This is a genomic window from Paraburkholderia lacunae, from assembly GCF_003353175.1.
Lineage (GTDB): Bacteria > Pseudomonadota > Gammaproteobacteria > Burkholderiales > Burkholderiaceae > Paraburkholderia > Paraburkholderia lacunae.
Map to the genome: position 1 here is coordinate 35,182 of NZ_QHKS01000038.1, position 18,338 is coordinate 53,519.

Below are 18,338 nucleotides of genomic sequence, written 5' to 3' on the forward strand. Positions count from 1 at the left end.
ATCCGCCCGTAACGTGTTCGCTCGTCCGGGCGTTATGTTTTTGTATAGCGTGCGCCCGGCGTTCAGGCTGCCTGGAACTTGACTGCCGAATCGGCCGCGAGGATCGCGCACACGGCATCCGTCACCTGTGCCGTGGTGGCCTTGCCGCCGAGGTCGCCGGTGTGCAGCGCGGGGTTGGCCGTGATGCGTTCGATTGCATCCATCAACTCGCGCGCGGCGGCGCCCTCGCCGAGATGCTCGAGCATCATCACGACCGACCAGAACGTGCCGACCGGATTGGCGAGGCCCTTGCCCATGATGTCGAAGGCGGAGCCGTGAATCGGCTCGAACATCGACGGATAGCGGCGCTCGGGGTCCAGGTTCGCAGTCGGCGCGATACCGAGGCTGCCGGCGAGCGCCGCAGCGAGGTCGCTCAGGATATCCGCATGCAGATTGGTCGCCACGATGGTGTCGAGTGTCGCGGGCCGATTGACCATGCGCGCGGTCGCGGCGTCGACGAGCTCCTTGTCCCATTGGACGTCGGGAAACTCTTTCGATACTTCCAGCGCGATCTCATCCCACATGACCATCGCGTGGCGCTGGGCATTGCTCTTGGTAATCACCGTCAGCAGCTTGCGTGGCCGCGATTGCGCAAGACCGAACGCGAAACGAAGAATCCGCTCGACGCCCGCTCGGGTCATCATCGAGACATCGGTGGCGACTTCGATGGGATGGCCCTGGTGCGCGCGCCCGCCCACGCCGGAATATTCGCCCTCCGAATTCTCGCGGACGATGACCCAATCGAGATCCTTCGGGCCACAGCGCTTGAGCGGCGCGTCGATACCCGGCAGGATGCGGGTCGGGCGCACATTGGCATACTGGTCGAAGCCCTGACAGATCTTCAGGCGCAACCCCCACAGCGTCACGTGGTCCGGAATGTGCGGATCGCCCGCCGAGCCGAACAGAATCGCGTCCTTGTCGCGGATGGCGTCCAGACCGTCGGCCGGCATCATCACGCCGTGCTGCCGGTGGTAGTCGCCGCCCCAAGGGAAATTTTCGAATTCGAACTTCAAGCCGTCGCTTCGCGCGGCGATTGCTTCGAGCACTCGCTGGCCCGCCGGCACGACTTCCTTGCCGATGCCGTCGCCGGGAATGGTTGCGATGCGATAGGTCTTCACTGGCGTCTCCATGATGTTGAACGTATGGCCGCATCGTAGAGCGAGGAAGCGGCATGAAAACGCTGCTAGACTCAAAGCATCCTTAACCTGAAGTTTACAATCGATTGTGCCAATGACTTCGTCGATACAACCGGACGACCTCGCCTTTTTCTCCACGCTGGCCGCTAGCGGCAGCCTGACAGCCGCCGCGCGCGAACTCGGCCTGAGCACAGCGGCAGTGAGCAAGCATCTGGCGCAGATGGAATCACGTGCCGGGGTGTCGCTCGTCAACCGGACGACGCGGCGTATGAGCCTCACCCCGGAGGGCGAGCTATACCTCGCTCGCGCGCGGCGCATCCTCGGCGAGATGGACGACCTTGCACAGTTGCTGGCAGGTTCGCAGGCGGCGCCGAAGGGCCTGTTGCGAGTCAATGCGACGCTCGGATTCGGCCGCAGTCACGTGGCCCCGCTGATATCGAAGTTTGTGCGGCGCTTTCCGGAGGTGGACGTACAGTTGCAGTTGTCCGTCGATCCGCCGCCGCTCAGCGACGACACCTTCGACGTCTGCGTGCGTTTCGGCGAGCCGCCGGATGCGCGAGTGATCGCGCGCAGAGTGGCGCCGAACCGGCGGCTCCTTTGCGCTGCACCGGCTTATTTTGCGAAGCGGCGTGCGCCGCGCAACCCGGCGGAGTTATCGCAGCACAACTGCATCGGCATTCGACAAGGCGGCGACGGCTACGGGCTATGGCGGCTGACAAGCGGACGAGGCGCGGCCGAAAAGACCGAGACGGTGCGCGTGCGCGGCAATCTGACCACCAACGACGGCGAAATCGCCGTGAAGTGGGCGTTGGACGGACACGGCATTCTGATGCGAGCCGAATGGGACATTGCCGAGTATCTGGCCGATGGACGCCTGATCCATGTACTGCCGGAATACCGTACGCCGGGAGCGGATATCTACGCCGTGTATCCGCAACAGCTACAGATGACCGCGCGGGTCAAGGCGTTCGTCGATATGCTGATAGAAACGCTCGGCGCGCGTTGAGCGCTGATTAATTCAGGCGGGCGGCAACGCCCGGCCTGATTCCGGACCGGCGGCCGCGCGCGTCATATTCCGCGGCGCGCGGCCGCCGCCTTCGTTACTGACTCGCGCCAGCCCCGATCCCGGCCTTCTTCTGCGCATTCTGCAGATCGGTCGGATAGTTCGGGTCGTTCCTGCCCGGCTGATAGCCTGCGTCCTCCAGTTTCTTCAGCTCAGCGTTTTTCTTCGCGCGGGCCTGTTTGCGAGCCGCTTTGCGCTCTGCCTTGGTTGGCTTCGCGCTGCTCGCCATGGCGGGTTTGGCAACCTCGGCTGTACTGTCGCTTGCGCCTTGAGCGGCAGCGAGCGGGATGCTCCCTGCGACCATGGCAGTGACTGCAAGCCCAAGCATGACTCTTTTCATGGCAAAGAACTTCATCTGATATCCCCTCCGGATAGTTGGCAAAGGTGGTGAAGCTTTTCTGCAGATCTTCGTACGACAACGAACGCGGACAATGCATCTCACGTTCGCTGGAGAGAAGCTTACAGCCAAATGAATTTTGCTGGGCTGAAGGCGCGGCAGTCGTTGACTGCGGCGGCCGCGGCGAATTCTCAGCCATCGGCAGCGCTCCGCGCCGTGGTCCAACGCGGGGTCGCAAACAGCTGCGTCGTTCCCCCCGTTAGCAGCCAGCAATACTTGCCTCAGTTCTGCAATGCAGAACCTCCAGACGTGCCATCCCGAGCCGGAACCGACGTCGTTCCAATTCGCCTAACCCTTCAATTACAAGGCCTTACAGGCCATATTCCTTGCGGATAAAAGAGCCAGGTGTTTTCCGCGTCTTGGTCTGCATTGCAGTCCAATTGCGCGATTTTCCCCACTGACATAGAACGAACGGTCGTGCCAAATTGCACCTGCATTCTGTGCCCAAGCACGCCGATCGACGAACTCATTGCGGCGCCGGGTGGGTCGCGCGATCGGGAGAAAAACAGCCGGCCAACCGCATTCAGGAGTCAACCAGTAGACACAATATTTCGCATGCCTTATCAGCGTGCGAGGGCCCGGTATGGCCTGTTGAAATTGCAATGCGCAGCAGATCGCAAGGATCGTGCAGGACAGCATCACTTCGCCAGTTCAATCGATTCCAATAGACAAGGAGACACGAAGCATGTCGGCAAGTCATCGCAATCGGGTTGGAGTCATTCTCGGATTAGTGGGTGCGTGCGCATTGGGATCGGCCCCGAACGCCAATGCGCAAAGCAGCGTCACGCTGTACGGCATCGACAGGGGCTCGCCGACTTCCTGCCCGTGCTCGACGCCGAGCGCTCGCTCTATGCCGCCGACGATAAGCTCGCACAGACCGATCGCGACGAGGCGCTTGCGCTCGTCACGCTCTACAAGTCGCTCGGCGGAGGCTGGCAGATGCCGGAGCGGGAGGATCAACACGCCGCGGTCGCCGAGGACTCCGCGCGGTAGTGGTATGCACGGTCGTATTTCGCAAGTTGGTGAGATCGGTCGGCACTGCGGAGCATCCGTGTTTCACGCAGTTTTTTTCAACACCAGGGCGTTTGCTGGAGTATTGTTTAAGCGCGCTGGGAGCTTCACAACGTCAATCTTCTATAAGACAGCGGGCTCCTCGCGGGCGGTGCATCGCTCGCCGGCGCGTGGTTTTTTTCATGCAACGATGCGAAATCAATTTTTCGAGGAATGGAGAAACCGTGAAAACAGTCAACCTTTTGAAAGCACTCGGCATCGCGTTGTGCGTGGCGGTGGCGTCCAGCGCCTATGCCCAGGCAAGCGATGCGATGGCGGCTCCCGATATGGCCGCACCTGCTGCCGGTGCGAAAGCGACCAAAAAGATGGACCGCAAGCTGGGTCTGGACGTGCGTAAGGCTTTGGCGAAAGCGCAGGGTTTCGATGTGTCGAACGTGTTTGTCCGGGCGCGTGGCGGCGCGGTGACTTTGACTGGGACGGTGCCCGATGGGGCGCAGATTCCAAAGGCGGAGGAAGTCACCAAGAGTGTCGCCGGCGTGAAGTCGGTGAACAACAAGCTGACTATTGGGGCGCCTAATGGCGGCGGCGGGGGTTAAAAACCACACATTCACGAGCCGCGTCGGCGGCTGGACCTCCACGAACAGCGCTCTTGCCAAGCGCTGAGGATCCAGCCCGAAGGTCTCGCTCGTGATGCCGGCGATCAATGCATCGAGCGACATGGTCGGCTTCAGGTCGCTTGCTTCGTGGAGGTCGCCGGTTTTAAGCCCGGGCCAGTCGGCGAGCCCGCGCCCTCCCGCCACCGCTCCACCCTTAACCAGCTCCACCGTACTGCGCGTGCCGGTGCGGTATCCTTCACGTTTCCGCAAACCTCTATCCGTCTCCCCCCGCCACATGGCCGATTTCCCTTTCGACGCCGTACTCTTCGACTGCGACGGCGTGCTCGTCGACTCTGAACCCATCACCAACCGCGTGCTGACCGAGATGCTCGGCGAGCTGGGCTGGCGCCTGAGCGTCGAAGAGACAATGCGTATTTTCGTCGGCAAAGCCGTCAAGGACGAAGCACCGCTAATCGAAGCGCGAACCGGTTTCGCGATCACCACGGAATGGCTCATGCAATTTCGCGAGCGCCGCAACGCCGCGCTCGACCGGGAACTGGTGGCGATTCCAGGCGCGGCCGCCGCAGTACACGCGCTGCACACGGCACTCGACGGGCGCATCGCGGTGGCATCGGGTGCCGACCGGATCAAAGTGGAACTGCAACTGACGAAGGCCGGCCTCCTCGATTGCTTCGAAGGGCGCATCTTCAGCGGTCACGAAACGCCTCGCAGCAAGCCGTTTCCCGATGTCTATCTGGCGGCGGCCGTTGCATTGGGCGTGGACCCGAAACGCTGCGCGGTCGTGGAAGATACCGTGACGGGCGCCACCGCGGGTGTGGCGGCCGGCGCCACGGTGTTCGGATACTGCCCGCGGGAACTGGGCCATAGCAGCGCAACCGCACTGCATGGCGCCGGCGCGGTTCACGTGTTTCAGGACATGGCGGAACTACCCGCCCTATTGAATGAATGGCGCGGCGCGCAGCATTGAAGCTGCGGGCTATCGTTACTCGAACGCGGGATCGATCGGGACGCGATAGCCCACCGCGAGCCGGTTGGTCTCGTTCGCCATTCCAACCACCGCCAGCAGTTCGCCGAACATCTCGTCGGTCATGCCTGCGCGGCGTGCCGCGGCCGTATGACTGGCGACGCAGTAGCCACAGTTGTTCGTCACGCTCACCGCGACGTAAAGCAATTCCTTGATCAGCGGATCGAGCGCGCCCGGCGCCATGACATCCTTCAAACTGTCCCACGTGCGAGCCAGCGTCGGCGGATGGTTGGCGATGAACTTCCAGAAGTTGTTGACGTCGTCGACATGGCGGGTCTCTTTGATGTCGTCGTACACGGCTTTGACTTCGGGTGCAGCTGCTGAATATTCGATGGGTTGAATGCGGCTCATACGTCCTCCTGGGCTAACGGGAATCGGCGAATCATGTGCGGATGGCACGTTACTGCCTACTTTGCGGCAATTGAAGTGCGGCAACTGAAGTGCCGCACCTGAAAAAAGCCGGCGTCACCACGCTGACGCTCACAATCTGGTCTTATCGAGCGGACGCAGCAACTGTCCGCTTGCGCTGTCTTCAACATGCCACCCGGCCGCCTTCAATACCTCGCGCAGTCGGTCGGCCTCGCCCCATTCCTTGCCGGCCCGGGCCTTGTCGCGCTGCCCGGCGAGCAGCGCGATATCCGCGGGAATGGCATACGTACCCGCCTTCCAGTCCGCGAGCCGCAAGCCGAGCACGGCATCGAAGCAATCGACCGTGGCCCGCCGTGTCGCCGCCGGCAGATCGCATTTGACGAGCTCCCACAGCACAGCAAGCGCGCGCGGCAAATTCAGATCCTGATCGACCTCGGCCTTGAAGCGGGCCACGAAATGCGCATCGGGTGTGCCCGCTTCCGGCCACTGCGCGTAGATTCTACGCAAACGATCCAAAGCGGCATGCGCGGCATCGGCCGCGTCCGCGTTGAAGCGCAAAGTACTCCGGTAGTGAGCCGTCAGGCATAAATAGCGATACGCCAGCGGATCGATGCCGCGATCGATCAACGTCTGCAAGCGTACGAAGTCGCCAGCCGACTTCGACATCTTGCCGGCATCGAGCATCAGGAAATGGCCATGCATCCAGAAGTTCGCCAGACGTGTGCCGTGGCGCGCCTGCGTCTGCGCAATTTCATTGCTGTGATGGACGGCGATATGGTCTTCGCCGCCGCAATGAATATCGAACCATGGGCCAAGATATTTCTCCGACATCGCCGAGCATTCGATATGCCAACCCGGAAAGCCGCGCCCCCACGGACTGTCCCATTCCATTTGCCGCGTCGCATCGGATGGACTGAATTTCCATAGCGCGAAGTCCGTAGCGCGCAGTTTCTCGCCTATCGCAACGCGCTTACCGGCCTGCAGGCCAGCCACATAAAGACGCGCCAGAAAGCCGTAGTCGTCCTGTTTGCTCGTGTCGAAATAGACGCCATCGGAAGTTCGATACGTGTAGCCGTTGCGTTCCAGTTCGGCGATGAAGGCGATCTGTTCGGCGATGTGATCGGTCGCGCGGCACCAGACAGCAGGCTCCAGCAGGTTGAGCGCCCGCCAGTCGTTCATGAAGGCCGCGGCATATCGCTCGGCGATCGCCCATGCCGATTCGCCGGAGCGCCGACTGCCCTTCTCCATTTTGTCTTCGCCTTCGTCGGCATCGGAGACGAGGTGGCCGACGTCGGTGATATTGACGACGTGCCGCACGGCGTAGCCGTTGAACGCCAGCACGCGCCGCAGCACATCCTCGAACACATAGGTCCGAAGATTGCCGATATGCGCGTGGTCGTACACCGTCGGGCCGCAGCAATAGAGGCCCACGTAATCCGGATTGATTGGCGTGAAAGCGCGTGTGGTGCGCGACCAGGTGTCATATAAGGCAAGCGGCATTTGAATTCCCGTGGCGTTGGTCGCACTAAAACAAACGGCGAAACAAAAAAGCCACCGGTCTAACGACGGGTGGCCTCAGGGACATGAACGTATACAGATGATCGACTCGCTAGACGCAAGCTCCCCTTGGCAGGCTGCAACAGCATGCGTGCATGGAATGCAAACGGGAAAGGATAGGAGCGTTCATGGAAACGATGCTAGCGCGTGTTTCCGGGCGGGTCAATGCGGAGCGCCGCGTATTCTGAACGCGTGCGTGCCTTCGAGCGAATCGAGCGAAAAAAAGCCCCGCCGGACTTTCGCCTGACGGGACTTTGCTTAACAACGGCTTTCGCTTAACGCGACATCATGTGCATGCTGACGTTATGCATGATCCACAACGAGCCGACAATCAGGATCACCGCGGTCAGCACCGTGAAGCCGAACGCCATGACGTTCCACCTCTGTGTCGACGACGCGTTCATGTGCAGGAAGAAAGTCAGGTGCACGACGATCTGCACGAACGCGAGGCCCGCGATCGCGAGCAAGGCGTTCTCGCCGGTCAAAGTCCCGGTGAGGACGAGGCCGAACGCCGCAGCGGTCAGTACGACGGAAAGAATGAAGCCCGTCGTATAGCTGCCGATACTGCCGTGACTTTCACCCGAGTGTGCGTTATGGCTACGGTCCATTTAGATCACGCTCGCAAGATAGACAAAGGTGAAGACGCCGATCCAGACGACGTCCAGAAAGTGCCAGAAAAGGCTCAGACAGGTCAGGCGAATCATCTCGCGTTCGGTCAGATCGCGATGACGCATCACCTGAACGGCAAGCACCGTCATCCAGATCAGACCGCATGTGACGTGCAAACCGTGCGTGCCGACCAGCGTGAAGAACGACGACAGGAACGCGCTGCGGCTCGGACCTGCGCCCAGCGAAATCAGATGCGAGAACTCGCGCATTTCCAGCACGAGAAACGCGAGACCCAGCAGGAAGGTCACAGCGAGCCAGAAAAGCAGCACGCCTTTTCTGTTCTTGTGAGCACCCAGCATCGCAAAGCCGTACGTGATGCTGCTCAGCAGCAGCATCGTCGTTTCGAGCGCGACGCCGGGAATCTCGAACAGATCCTTACCGCTCGGACCGCCCGCGAACTGCTGCCCCATCACCGCGAACACGGCGAACAGCGCCGCGAAGATGATGCAGTCGGTCATCAGGTAGAGCCAGAAACCGAATACCGATTGCGACGGCACATGATCCGGCGCGAGTTGCGGTTGGACCGCAATAGTCTTTTGTAACATCAGTCCACCTCCATCGCGACGTGGGCACCGGCACCGGCGCGTTTCTCTTCAATCAGCGCGACGGTGTCGGCCGGGATGTAATAGCCGTCGTTATCCATGAAGCTGTAGACGATGACCGTGCCGATCGCGCCGACTAGACCCACGATCGCCAGCCACCAGATGTGCCAGACACCGGCGAAACCCAGCACCAGGGAGAACAGCCCCACCAGCAGACCAGCGGAGGTATTCGACGGCATATGAATGTCGCGATACACCGGCTCGGCTTGATTCGCCTTGCGGGCCTTCATATCCGTGAATGCGTCGAGCTTGCGCACCGTCGGAACGATCGCGAAGTTATAGACCGGCGGCGGCGAGCTGGTCGCCCATTCCAGCGTGTGACCATTCCACGGATCGCCCGTGACGTCGCGATTCTGCGGCAGATTGCGGTCGCGAATACTGACGTACAGCTGCACCAGCTGGCAGCCGATACCGATGGCGATCAGCGCCGCGCCGAAGGCAGCGAGCACCAGCCACGGATGCCATGCCGGGTTGTCGTAGTGATTCAGACGGCGCGTCATGCCCATGAAGCCCAGCACATAGAGCGGCAGGAATGCGACATAGAAGCCGCCTTGCCAGAACCAGAACGCGGCCTTGCCGAGCTTTTCGTTGAGCTTGAAACCGAATGCTTTCGGGAACCAGTAGTTGAAGCCCGCGAGGTAACCGAACAGCACGCCACCGATGATCACATTGTGAAAGTGAGCGATCAGGAACAGGCTGTTGTGCAGCACGAAGTCCGCGCCCGGAATCGCCATCATCACGCCGGTCATGCCGCCGATCGTGAACGTGATCATGAAGCCGATCGTCCACAGAATCGGCGTGGTGAATTCCAGCCGCCCCTTGTAGATCGTGAACAACCAGTTGAACACCTTCACGCCGGTTGGAATCGCGATCACCATCGTCGCGATACCGAAGAAGGCGTTGACGTCGGCACCTGAACCCATCGTGAAGAAGTGGTGCAACCAGACGAGGAACGACAACACCATGATCGCGCAAGTCGCCCACACCATCGTCTTGTAACCGAACAGCGGCTTCCTGGCGAAGGTCGCCACGACTTCCGAGAAAATACCGAACGCCGGCAGGATCAGGATGTACACCTCGGGGTGACCCCACGCCCAGATCAGGTTCAGATACAGCATGGCGTTACCGCCGCCGTCGTTCGTGAAGAAGTGCATGCCGAGGTAGCGGTCGAGACCGAGCAGCGCGAGCGTCACGGTCAGGATCGGGAACGACGCCATGATCAGCACGTTGGTGCACAAAGCCGTCCAGGTGAACACCGGCATCTTCATGAAGGTCATGCCCGGCGCGCGCATCTTCACGATCGTCGCGAAGAAATTGACGCCGGTGAGCAGCGTGCCGATCCCGGAGAGCTGCAAACTCCACAGGTAATAGTCGACCCCGACACCCGGACTGAATTGCAACTCGGACAACGGCGGATAAGCCAGCCAGCCGGTTTGCGCGAACTCGCCGATCACCAGCGACACATTGATCAGGATCGCGCTGACCGCGGTCATCCAGAAACTGAGCGAGTTGATGAACGGGAACGCGACGTCGCGCGCGCCGATCTGCAACGGCACGATCAGGTTCATCAGGCCGATCATGAACGCCATCGCCATGAAGAAAATCATGATGACGCCGTGCGCCGTGAACACCTGATCGTAGTGATGCGGCGGCAAATAGCCCGGGTTGAGATAAGCGAGCGCGAGTTGCAGACGCATCATGATCGCGTCCGAGAATCCGCGCAGCAGCATGATCATCGCAACGATGATGTACATGATGCCGAGCTTCTTGTGGTCGACGGTGGTCAGCCACTCCGTCCACAGATAGCGCCACTTGCCGAGGTACGTGACCGTGCCGAGCACGGCCAGCGCGACGAGCGCCATGAAGCAGCCCGCGCCGACGATGATCGGCTCATGGTATGGAATCGCGTCGAGAGTAAGTTTTCCGAACATACGTTACCCCTTGGGTCCACAGTTGGCGTCCTTCATGTTGTCGAGGACGTTGCCGTTGTTGTATCGGGCAATGATGTTGTGAAACAGCTTCGGATCGACCGACGAGAAGTACCTGACCGGTTCCTTCTCCGTGGGCGCCGATACCGTGTGATAGCGGTCCATGTCGAGACGCTCCGACGAGGCGCGCACCTTGGCGACCCACGCATTGAACTCTTCGGGCGACGTGGCGAGCGCGCGGAACTTCATGTCCGAGAAACCCTTGCCGCTGAAATTCGCCGAGGTGCCCGCGTAGTTGCCGGCCTCGTCGGCGATCAGATGCAAACGCGTCTGCATGCCGGCCATCGCGTAGATCTGCCCGCCAAGCTGCGGAATGAAGAACGAGTTCATCACCGTGTCGGACGTGATGACGAAGTTCACCGGTGTGCCGACCGGGAATGCCAGCTGATTGACCGACGCGATGCCCAGATCGGGGTAGATGAAGAGCCACTTCCAGTCGAGCGCAACGACCTCGACATTGATCGGCTTCACTTGCGATTCGAGCGGACGGTAAGGATCGAGCTCATGCGTGCTCTTCCACGTCAGCACGGCAAGAAACAGAATGATCAGACTCGGGATCAGCCAGACGGCGATTTCGATGCCGGTCGAATGCGTCCAGCCCGGACGGTACTCGGCGCTCCTGTTCGAAGCGCGATAACGCCACGCGAACAGCAGTGTGAGCGCGATGACCGGAATGACAACGATCAGCATGGCCCAGGTCGACGTGGCAATCAGCTCACGTTCGGCCAGACCCACACTCCCCTTCGGATTCAATATATCGAGGTTGCTGCAACCCGAGAGCAACAACACCAGGCTGGCGGACAGAAAACTGATCGACCCTCGCAGAGTCTTTCCTTTCATATCCGTTGCCTTTTCTTTAAGACTTCAACGAACGTCATTCGACCGCTCTCCATGAGTAAGCGGTCGCATAATAGGGGGACGTTAAATGGATGTAAACATTCGATTTAGCAACGATCTATTACGTCGCAACACTGTGCGACACGTTGCCGCACGGCATCGCGCGCGTGATGATTCGCGAGGCTCCATTGCGGAGCCCATTCATCGAAAAACACCTTTAAACAAGGGCTAAAACGTCACACTCGCCTTGTTTGCGCGATGTTCAACAGCGCGCAGGTGTGGCGCAAAAACGCCACGTCCTTGACAGGAACGCAGCGCTCGATGTGTCGGGAGTATTGCGGTGCGATCAGCCCGGTGAGCGGGCGGCGGCGACAGCCGGCGCGGCCGCTTGCAAATGATCGCTGCCATCAGCCGGTGCGGACTCCGAAGGATGTGCGGTGCTGCGCTCCGCTTGCGCGAGCAGCGTGCCGACCGACGGATCGATCGCGTCGGTGAACGGCTTGGGATCGAGGCCGATCGCCAGCACCAGCAATGCCATTGCGCCGAGCAAAACGAACTCGCGTTTGCCGAGATCCTTCAGCTTCGCAACGCGGACATTCGCGATGGCGCCAAAGATTACGCGCTTGTACATCCACAACGTGTAGGCCGCGCTCAGAATCAAGGTCGTCGCGGCGAGTGCGCCGATCCAGAAATTGAAACGGATCGCGCCCATCAGCACCATGAATTCGCCGACAAAACCCGAGGTGCCGGGCAAGCCGATATTGGCCATCGAGAACAGCATCACGAACGAAGCGAATTTCGGCATGGTGTTGGCAACGCCGCCGTACTCGGCGATCGATGCCGTTTGCGTGCGGTCGTAGAGCATGCCCGTGCACAGCAGCATCGCGCCCGACACGACGCCGTACGACAGCATCTGAACGATCGCACCGGCCTGGCCGATACGATTGAAAACGAACAGGCCGAGCGTGACGAGTCCCATGTGCGCGACCGTCGAATACGCGAGCAGGCGCCGCATATCGGTCTGCACGAGTGCCAGCAGACTCGAGTAGATCACCGCGATGAGCGACAGCGTGATCATCATCGGCGCGAAGAAGTGACTTGCCTGCGGCGCGATCGGCAACGCGAAGCGCAGCAAACCATAACCACCAAGCTTGAGCATGCCGATCATCACGGCGGCGCCGGTCGGTCCGTCGAGGTGAACATCCGGCAGCCACGTATGCAGCGGCCACATCGGCACCTTCACGCCGAACGCGGCGAGGAAGCCGAGGAAGATCAACACCTGCGGCATGGTGCCCAGATGCGTTTCACGCCATTGCGCAAGGTCGAAACTGTGCGTCTGCGAATACAGATACAGCATCGACATCAGCATCATCAGCGAGCCGAGGAACGAGACGAAGAAGAACTTGACCGCTGCATACGAGCGGTTCGAATGCCCCCACGTGCCGATCAGCAGGTAGAGTGGAATCAGCGTCGCTTCGAACGATATGAAGAACAGCATGCCGTCGAGCGATGTGAACACGCCTTGCATGAAGCCCGACAGCATCAGAAACGCGCCGAAGTACTGTGCGGTGCGCTCGGTAATCGACTCCCACGAGGCGACCACGATGACGATGGTGGTGAGCGCGGTCAGCGCGACCAGCCACAACGAAATGCCATCCACCCCCACATGCCATGCGATGTCGAACGTCGGCGACCATCTGACGTTCTCGACGAACTGCATGGCCGTCACGTCATTGCGAAAGTTGCTGACGAGCGGAATAACCGGCAGGAAGCCCGCTACCGCGCCGACGAGCGCGAGCAGTCGGGTACGGCCGCGCGCCTGATCTGATCCGGCGCGCAACACCAGCAGGCCGGCAACAATGGGGATCCAGATTAGAAGGCTAAGAAGCGGAGGCAATCGCATGTGTTCTTTTCGATACTTGAAGTACAAAACACCACATCAACGCCTTCTAAATTGAAAGCATTGAAATGTATTTGAAGGCTTTGGTTCGCTGAGGAGGTCGGAGAGGTACTGGTCGACGTTTCTTTGAGGCAAATCAGCAAGGAGTAAGAGATTACCCTTATCTAAAAAATTTTGCAGCGCATCAAGACAAAAAGTTGTTTTTTGAAATGCGCCTTTACTGAGCTTGGGTCTTGCGAAAAAAGATGAAATGTGCAAACGCACAATTGGATTGCGAGGCGCGACGTTTGTGGAAGCCCGTTATGCCCTGAAACGGGGCATTTTCGACAATCGCCTGGCGAAGTGCGCGGCCAAACTGCGTTAATAGATAGCTAATTGAAAGCTTCTGGCCGTGGTGTGTGACTCGACTCCCGCCGCGCCTCTTTTTCGGATCTGCTGCGCCTGTTAATCGCAACCCGAATATACTGCGGCGATTCAGGGCCGCTGCTCGTGCACGATGCACATGTTTGCTCGCGTCGCGCGACGCCGCCCTCGCCGGCCAGACTTATCGGATACCGCATGGTGCTTCGTAATGAAGGTGTCGTTCCCGCGCTCGAGTGTCGCGGGCTGTGTAAAACGTACGGCGGCGGCCGCATCGTGCTTGCGCAACTCGATTTCATCCTGGAGGCCGGTGAATTCGTCGCGATCATGGGCGACTCGGGCGTCGGCAAATCGACTTTGCTGAATCTGATTGCGGGCCTCGACCGCGCGGATGGCGGCGATGTGATGATCGACGGCAGCGCGGTTTCCCGTCTCGATGACAACGCGGCGACGCGGCTGCGCCGGCAAAAACTCGGCTTCGTGTTCCAGGCGTTTCACGTGCTGCCCCATCTGACGCTCGCGCAGAATGTGGCCCTGCCTTTGCTATTGAACGAGCTGCCCACTGCCGGCGCGCTCGATATGCTCGCAGCCGTGGGCTTGAGTGGTCGCGGCGACGACTTTCCGCGGCAGCTGTCGGGCGGTGAACTTCAGCGCGTCGCCATCGCGCGGGCGCTCGCGCACCGCCCCAAACTGATCCTCGCCGACGAACCCACCGGCAACCTCGACCCCGCTACCGCGCACGAGGTGCTCGCGCTGTTCCGCGGGGAATGCAAGGCAAACGGCGCGGCCACGATCATGGTCACGCATTCGGAAGCGGCCGCGGCGATTGCCGACCGCATCCTGATTCTGAGCGACGGCGGCTTGCATGCGTCGGGACGTGCCGTGTTGTCCGGTTCGCGCTCCGATTCGCAATCCACCGCGCCTTCAGCCGATGATGCACGCTGAGCCGAGGCCACTGCTGCGCATGAGAGGTCACCGCATCCTCGCGCGCTGGCTGCTTGGCGCCGAGTGGCGCAGCCATCGCGGGCGGGCCATGGTCGCCATCGTGACGATCGCGCTCGGCGTGGCGCTCGGCTACGCCGTTCAACTCATCAACAGCGCAGCCTTCAATGAATTCTCCGCGGCAGCTCGAAGCCTGTCGGGCCAAGCCGATCTGCAGGTACGCGGCGCGCGACCAGGCTTTGACGAGTCCGTCTATCCGGGCTTGTCAAACGAGCCCGGCGTGGCGTTGGCCAGTCCCATTCTCGCGCTCGATGTCAGCGTGCCGAATCAGAACTCGCCGCTACCCGTACTCGGCATCGACATCTTCAAGGCAAGCCACATCGCGCCCGACCTGATCGGTGTACCGTCGCCGGATCATCCATACGATACGCTCGCGGCCGACACGGTGTTTCTCTCGTCAGCGGCGCAACAATGGTTGAAGGTAAAAATCGGCGACGACGTGTTGCTGCGCAACGGCACGGAGATCGTGCGCTTACGCGTAGCCGGCGGCCTGTTGAGAACGCGACCAGGCCAGCGGCTCGCGGTGATGGATATCGCCACCGCTCAATGGAAGTTCAGCAGCGTGGGCAAGCTCTCGCGCATCGATCTGCAACTCGAACGCGGCGTCGATCGGGAACGCTTCAAGCGTAATCTGCAAACGCGGCTCGGCAGCCAGTGGGTGATTGCCGAAACGCGCGACACCGAAAGCCGCACCGACCGTCTGTCGCGTGCCTATCGAATCAATATGAACGTGCTCGCGCTGGTCGCGCTCTTCACCGGCGCCTTCCTGGTGTTTTCGACGCAGGCCTTAGGGGTCGTGCGGCGCCGCGCCCAGTTTGCCATGCTACGCGTGCTCGGGCTGACACGCGGCCAGTTGTTGCGCCAGATTCTGCTGGAAGGCGCGCTGCTCGGCCTGCTGGGTTCGTTGCTTGGACTCGCGCTCGGCTATGTCATGGCGAGCATCGCGCTGCGGTTTTTCGGCAGCGACCTGGGTGGCGGCTATTTTCCCGGCGTGCAGCCGCAAGTCGGTTTCGAACCGCTTGCCAGCGTGCTATTTCTGACGCTCGGCATCGCCGTGTCGGTACTCGGCAGCCTTGCACCCGCATTGGAAGCCGCCCGCGCGCGGCCGGCCACGGCGCTCAAGGCCGGCGCCGAAGAAGGCGCGTTGGCGCGGCTCGCTACGCCGTGGCCCGCGTTGGCGTGCCTTTTTGTTGCGGCCGTCCTCACGCAGTTGCCACCCTGGTTCGACGCGCCTATCGGCGGCTATCTTGCCGTCGCTCTGTTGCTGGTGGGCGGTATCGCCTTGATGCCACGCGTCACCGCATCGATCTTCGGTGCGGCGAGCCGCGCATTCGCCGCACGCCAGCGTGCCGGCGCCGTCGGCACGCTGGCGCTGGCGCGCCTCGCGAACGCGCCGGGCCACGCATCGATCGCAATGGGCGGGGTATTGTCGAGCTTCGCACTGATCGTCGCGATGGCGATCATGGTGGCCAGTTTCCGCGTTTCCGTCGAAGACTGGTTGAGCCACCTGCTTTCCGCCGACCTGTACGTCCGCGTTGCGCCAAACAGCGACACCGGCGGCTTGCGGCCCGACGAACAGACTCTGCTGGCGTCCGTACCAGGCATCAAAACAGCTGCGTTTGCCCGTATCTCGCATCTCACGCTCGACCCCGCGCGGCCGGACCTCGCCGTGCTTGCGCGTGAAATCGATGCGGCCGATCCGGGCGCCAATCTGCAAATGACGGGAGCGGTGCTGCCTCCTTCCGCGTTGCATGACGGCGAAATACCTGTTTGGGTCTCCGAAGCAATGATCGACCTGTATGGTTACAGGCTCGGCCAACGCGTGCAGTTGCCGCTCGGCGAGCGCGGTCACGTGTTCGTGGTGGCCGGCGTATGGCGCGACTATGTGCGTCAGACCGGCGCGATCCAGATACGGCTTGCCGACTATCGGCGCTTGACCGCCGACAATCGAGCGACCGACGTGGCCGTCACCGTTCAAGCAGGAACGAGTGTCGAACGCGTGATTGCGGGGTTGCGCGCGCTACCCTTCGGTGAGTCGATGGATCTATCGCTACCGGATGAGATTCGCACGCGCACGCTGGTCATCTTCGATCGGAGTTTCGCTGTGACTTACCTTCTCGAGGCTGTCGCCATCGTGATCGGATTGTTCGGCGTGGCGGCGACGTTTTCTGCGCAAACGCTTGCGCGAGCTCGTGAGTTCGGCATGTTGCGGCACGTCGGCGTGGCCCGCACGCAGATCCTCGCGATTCTTGCGCTTGAAGGCGGGATGCTCACCGCTTGCGGCATCGCGATGGGCTTCGTCCTGGGATTCGCGATCAGTCTGATTCTCGTGTTTGTCGTCAATCCGCAGTCGTTTCACTGGAGCATGTCGCTGCACATTCCGTGGCCGGTGCTGGGTACGGTTGCGCTAGTGATGCTGGTGTCATCGTGCTCGACGGCAGTGATCGCCGGACGCGGCGCGGTGTCGGTGGATGCGGTGCGCGCGGTGAAGGAGGATTGGTGATGCGGGGGCTTCCGAAGGTATGCGCACTGCTGTGCACCGCGTTTCTGACTCACGCGCCGGTATTCGCCGCCGCGCCGGAATTTGCGGCGGTCACACCGGGCCATCCGATCGTCTTTCCTCAGGACAGTGGCGCACATGCGTCTTTTCGCACCGAATGGTGGTATGCAACCGGCTGGCTCACTACACCCGATAATCGGCCGCTCGGTTTCCAGATTACTTTTTTCCGCTCGGCGACCGGCCACGATCCTGCCGATCCGAGTGCATTTGCGCCTTCGCAATTGATCATCGCGCACGCCGCGCTGAGCGATCCTGCCGTCGGGCATCTCACGCACGATCAACGCATCGCCCGCCAGGGCTTCGGACTCGCCTACGCCAAACCGGACAATACCGACGTCAAACTCGATGCATGGAAAATCGTGCGCGCTGTCGACGGCCATTACGACGTGACAGTCGATGCCAACGGTTTTGCGCTGCATCTCTCGCTGACGCCGACGCAGGCTCCCCTGGTGCAAGGCGAACGCGGGTACTCGCGCAAAGGTCCCAGGCCCGAGCAGGCGAGTTATTACTACAGCGAACCGCAATTGTGCGTGGCCGGCAGCGTAGTCCGACCGGCCGCGACGAGCGCTGCAGCGAAGCACGAGACGGCCGTCACCGGCGCTGCATGGCTCGATCATGAATGGTCGAGCACCCTGCTTGACGCCGACGCAGTGGGATGGGACTGGCTCGGCGCGAACCTGACGGATGGCTCGGCTTTGATGGCGTTCAAGATACGCGGCCGCGACGGACATGCGATATGGGCACATGCCACGTTGAGGAATCGCGATGGCCACATCACCACGTTCGACCCCAGCCAGGTCGATTTCACACCGGTCCGCACGTGGCGCTCGCCGCGTACGAACACGTCATACCCTGTTTCGATGACAGTCAAAACCGGAGCACTTAGCTGGCAAGTCGATCCGCTGATGGACGATCAGGAACTCGACTCGAGGCAGTCGACCGGTGCGGTGTATTGGGAGGGTGCGGCACGGGTGAGCCGCGAAGGTGTCGCTGTCGGACGCGCTTATCTGGAACTCACCGGCTATGCGCATGCGCTCAGACTAGGCAAGAACTGAATCGCTGTTTTCATATCTGTTTTTAAGGCGCATGAATTTGAATTTAGACGCCGTAAACGCAGAAACCCCACCGTTTGGGGGTGGGGTTTCTGTTGCTGCTGGGGAGCCTGACGATTACCTACTTTCACACGGGAATCCGCACTATCATCGGC

The 18,338-nt window shown here is 61.0% G+C and carries 16 protein-coding genes and 1 pseudogene; 7 read left to right on the forward strand and 10 right to left on the reverse strand.

The genetic code is table 11. The annotated features are described in order from the left end of the window. Positions 1-62 precede the first annotated feature (62 nt). Entirely contained in the window at positions 63-1,157 is a 1,095-nt protein-coding gene (locus DLM46_RS34615) for a tartrate dehydrogenase (RefSeq protein WP_115108675.1), read from the reverse strand. A gap of 112 nt (positions 1,158-1,269) precedes the next feature. On the opposite strand from DLM46_RS34615, the gene DLM46_RS34620 reads away from it, so the two are divergent. Then, complete coding sequence (locus DLM46_RS34620; protein ID WP_115108639.1) at positions 1,270-2,181, forward strand: LysR family transcriptional regulator; 912 nt, start codon at positions 1,270-1,272, stop codon at positions 2,179-2,181. A gap of 94 nt (positions 2,182-2,275) precedes the next feature. On the opposite strand, the gene DLM46_RS34625 is transcribed toward DLM46_RS34620, so the two are convergent. After that, positions 2,276-2,593, reverse strand: a complete 318-nt coding sequence (locus DLM46_RS34625; RefSeq protein ID WP_115108641.1) for a DUF4148 domain-containing protein — start codon at positions 2,591-2,593, stop codon at positions 2,276-2,278. A 780-nt stretch (positions 2,594-3,373) separates the two neighbouring features. Between DLM46_RS34625 and DLM46_RS34630 the strand changes: the two genes are divergently transcribed. Further along, positions 3,374-3,628 (forward strand): TolC family protein, encoded by a 255-nt coding sequence (locus tag DLM46_RS34630; RefSeq protein WP_115108643.1) that lies wholly within the window; start codon positions 3,374-3,376, stop codon positions 3,626-3,628. A gap of 242 nt (positions 3,629-3,870) precedes the next feature. After that, the gene (locus DLM46_RS34635; RefSeq protein ID WP_115108678.1) at positions 3,871-4,242 is read left to right on the forward strand and encodes a BON domain-containing protein; all 372 of its coding nucleotides are present in this window, start codon (positions 3,871-3,873) and stop codon (positions 4,240-4,242) included. A gap of 27 nt (positions 4,243-4,269) precedes the next feature. On the opposite strand, the pseudogene DLM46_RS40725 reads toward DLM46_RS34635, so the two are convergent. Further along, positions 4,270-4,461: pseudogene (locus DLM46_RS40725) on the reverse strand (DUF1501 domain-containing protein); the annotation flags it as partial. Between the two features lie 76 nt (positions 4,462-4,537). Between DLM46_RS40725 and DLM46_RS34645 the strand changes: the two are divergent. After that, the gene (locus tag DLM46_RS34645) at positions 4,538-5,230 is read left to right on the forward strand and encodes an HAD family hydrolase (RefSeq protein WP_115108646.1); all 693 of its coding nucleotides are present in this window, start codon (positions 4,538-4,540) and stop codon (positions 5,228-5,230) included. A 15-nt stretch (positions 5,231-5,245) separates the two neighbouring features. On the opposite strand, the gene DLM46_RS34650 is transcribed toward DLM46_RS34645, so the two are convergent. The 7 genes from DLM46_RS34650 to DLM46_RS34680 all read right to left on the reverse strand — a co-directional run bounded on the left by DLM46_RS34650 (position 5,246) and on the right by DLM46_RS34680 (position 13,212). After that, positions 5,246-5,638: a carboxymuconolactone decarboxylase family protein gene (locus DLM46_RS34650; protein ID WP_115108649.1), complete on the reverse strand. Its 393-nt coding sequence runs from the start codon at positions 5,636-5,638 to the stop codon at positions 5,246-5,248. Positions 5,639-5,767: 129 nt separating this feature from the next. Continuing rightward, positions 5,768-7,156 (reverse strand): cysteine--tRNA ligase, encoded by a 1,389-nt coding sequence (cysS, locus tag DLM46_RS34655; protein ID WP_115108652.1) that lies wholly within the window; start codon positions 7,154-7,156, stop codon positions 5,768-5,770. A gap of 332 nt (positions 7,157-7,488) precedes the next feature. Next, positions 7,489-7,821 carry a cytochrome o ubiquinol oxidase subunit IV gene (gene cyoD, locus DLM46_RS34660; protein WP_115108654.1) on the reverse strand — a complete coding sequence of 111 codons (333 nt, stop codon included), beginning with the start codon at positions 7,819-7,821 and terminating at the stop codon, positions 7,489-7,491. Continuing rightward, positions 7,822-8,427 (reverse strand): cytochrome o ubiquinol oxidase subunit III, encoded by a 606-nt coding sequence (gene cyoC / locus DLM46_RS34665; RefSeq protein WP_115108657.1) that lies wholly within the window; start codon positions 8,425-8,427, stop codon positions 7,822-7,824. Continuing rightward, positions 8,427-10,415, reverse strand: coding sequence for a cytochrome o ubiquinol oxidase subunit I (gene cyoB / locus DLM46_RS34670; protein ID WP_115108660.1), 1,989 nt, complete (start codon positions 10,413-10,415; stop codon positions 8,427-8,429). Before cyoB ends, cyoC begins: the two co-directional genes overlap by 1 nt. A 3-nt stretch (positions 10,416-10,418) precedes the next feature. Next, on the reverse strand, positions 10,419-11,312 hold the full coding sequence (gene cyoA / locus DLM46_RS34675; protein ID WP_115108662.1) for a ubiquinol oxidase subunit II: 894 nt from the start codon (positions 11,310-11,312) through the stop codon (positions 10,419-10,421). 343 nt (positions 11,313-11,655) lie between these two features. After that, positions 11,656-13,212: an NADH-quinone oxidoreductase subunit M gene (locus tag DLM46_RS34680; RefSeq protein WP_425274041.1), complete on the reverse strand. Its 1,557-nt coding sequence runs from the start codon at positions 13,210-13,212 to the stop codon at positions 11,656-11,658. A 555-nt stretch (positions 13,213-13,767) separates the two neighbouring features. On the opposite strand from DLM46_RS34680, the gene DLM46_RS34685 reads away from it, so the two are divergent. From DLM46_RS34685 to DLM46_RS34695, 3 genes are read left to right on the forward strand one after another with little or no spacing between them, the layout of a single operon-like run. Further along, positions 13,768-14,514, forward strand: a complete 747-nt coding sequence (locus DLM46_RS34685) for an ABC transporter ATP-binding protein (protein ID WP_115108665.1) — start codon at positions 13,768-13,770, stop codon at positions 14,512-14,514. Further along, complete coding sequence (locus DLM46_RS34690; RefSeq protein WP_115108683.1) at positions 14,504-17,074, forward strand: FtsX-like permease family protein; 2,571 nt, start codon at positions 14,504-14,506, stop codon at positions 17,072-17,074. The genes DLM46_RS34685 and DLM46_RS34690 overlap by 11 nt, the downstream gene beginning before the upstream one ends. Further along, complete coding sequence (locus tag DLM46_RS34695; protein WP_115108668.1) at positions 17,074-18,186, forward strand: lipocalin-like domain-containing protein; 1,113 nt, start codon at positions 17,074-17,076, stop codon at positions 18,184-18,186. The genes DLM46_RS34690 and DLM46_RS34695 overlap by 1 nt, the downstream gene beginning before the upstream one ends. Positions 18,187-18,338: the final 152 nt, after the last annotated feature.

What these genes read in the sequence shown, in the direction of transcription:
- DLM46_RS34620 (WP_115108639.1), top strand. Translation starts at nt 1,270, where the DNA reads ATGACTTCGTCGATACAACCGGACGACCTCGCCTTTTTCTCCACGCTG.
- DLM46_RS34625 (WP_115108641.1), bottom strand. Translation starts at nt 2,593, where the DNA reads ATGAAGTTCTTTGCCATGAAAAGAGTCATGCTTGGGCTTGCAGTCACT.
- DLM46_RS34645 (WP_115108646.1), top strand. Translation starts at nt 4,538, where the DNA reads ATGGCCGATTTCCCTTTCGACGCCGTACTCTTCGACTGCGACGGCGTG.
- DLM46_RS34650 (WP_115108649.1), bottom strand. Translation starts at nt 5,638, where the DNA reads ATGAGCCGCATTCAACCCATCGAATATTCAGCAGCTGCACCCGAAGTC.
- cysS (WP_115108652.1), bottom strand. Translation starts at nt 7,156, where the DNA reads ATGCCGCTTGCCTTATATGACACCTGGTCGCGCACCACACGCGCTTTC.
- cyoD (WP_115108654.1), bottom strand. Translation starts at nt 7,821, where the DNA reads ATGGACCGTAGCCATAACGCACACTCGGGTGAAAGTCACGGCAGTATC.
- cyoC (WP_115108657.1), bottom strand. Translation starts at nt 8,427, where the DNA reads ATGTTACAAAAGACTATTGCGGTCCAACCGCAACTCGCGCCGGATCAT.
- cyoB (WP_115108660.1), bottom strand. Translation starts at nt 10,415, where the DNA reads ATGTTCGGAAAACTTACTCTCGACGCGATTCCATACCATGAGCCGATC.
- cyoA (WP_115108662.1), bottom strand. Translation starts at nt 11,312, where the DNA reads ATGAAAGGAAAGACTCTGCGAGGGTCGATCAGTTTTCTGTCCGCCAGC.
- DLM46_RS34680 (WP_425274041.1), bottom strand. Translation starts at nt 13,212, where the DNA reads ATGCGATTGCCTCCGCTTCTTAGCCTTCTAATCTGGATCCCCATTGTT.
- DLM46_RS34685 (WP_115108665.1), top strand. Translation starts at nt 13,768, where the DNA reads ATGGTGCTTCGTAATGAAGGTGTCGTTCCCGCGCTCGAGTGTCGCGGG.
- DLM46_RS34690 (WP_115108683.1), top strand. Translation starts at nt 14,504, where the DNA reads ATGCACGCTGAGCCGAGGCCACTGCTGCGCATGAGAGGTCACCGCATC.
- DLM46_RS34695 (WP_115108668.1), top strand. Translation starts at nt 17,074, where the DNA reads ATGCGGGGGCTTCCGAAGGTATGCGCACTGCTGTGCACCGCGTTTCTG.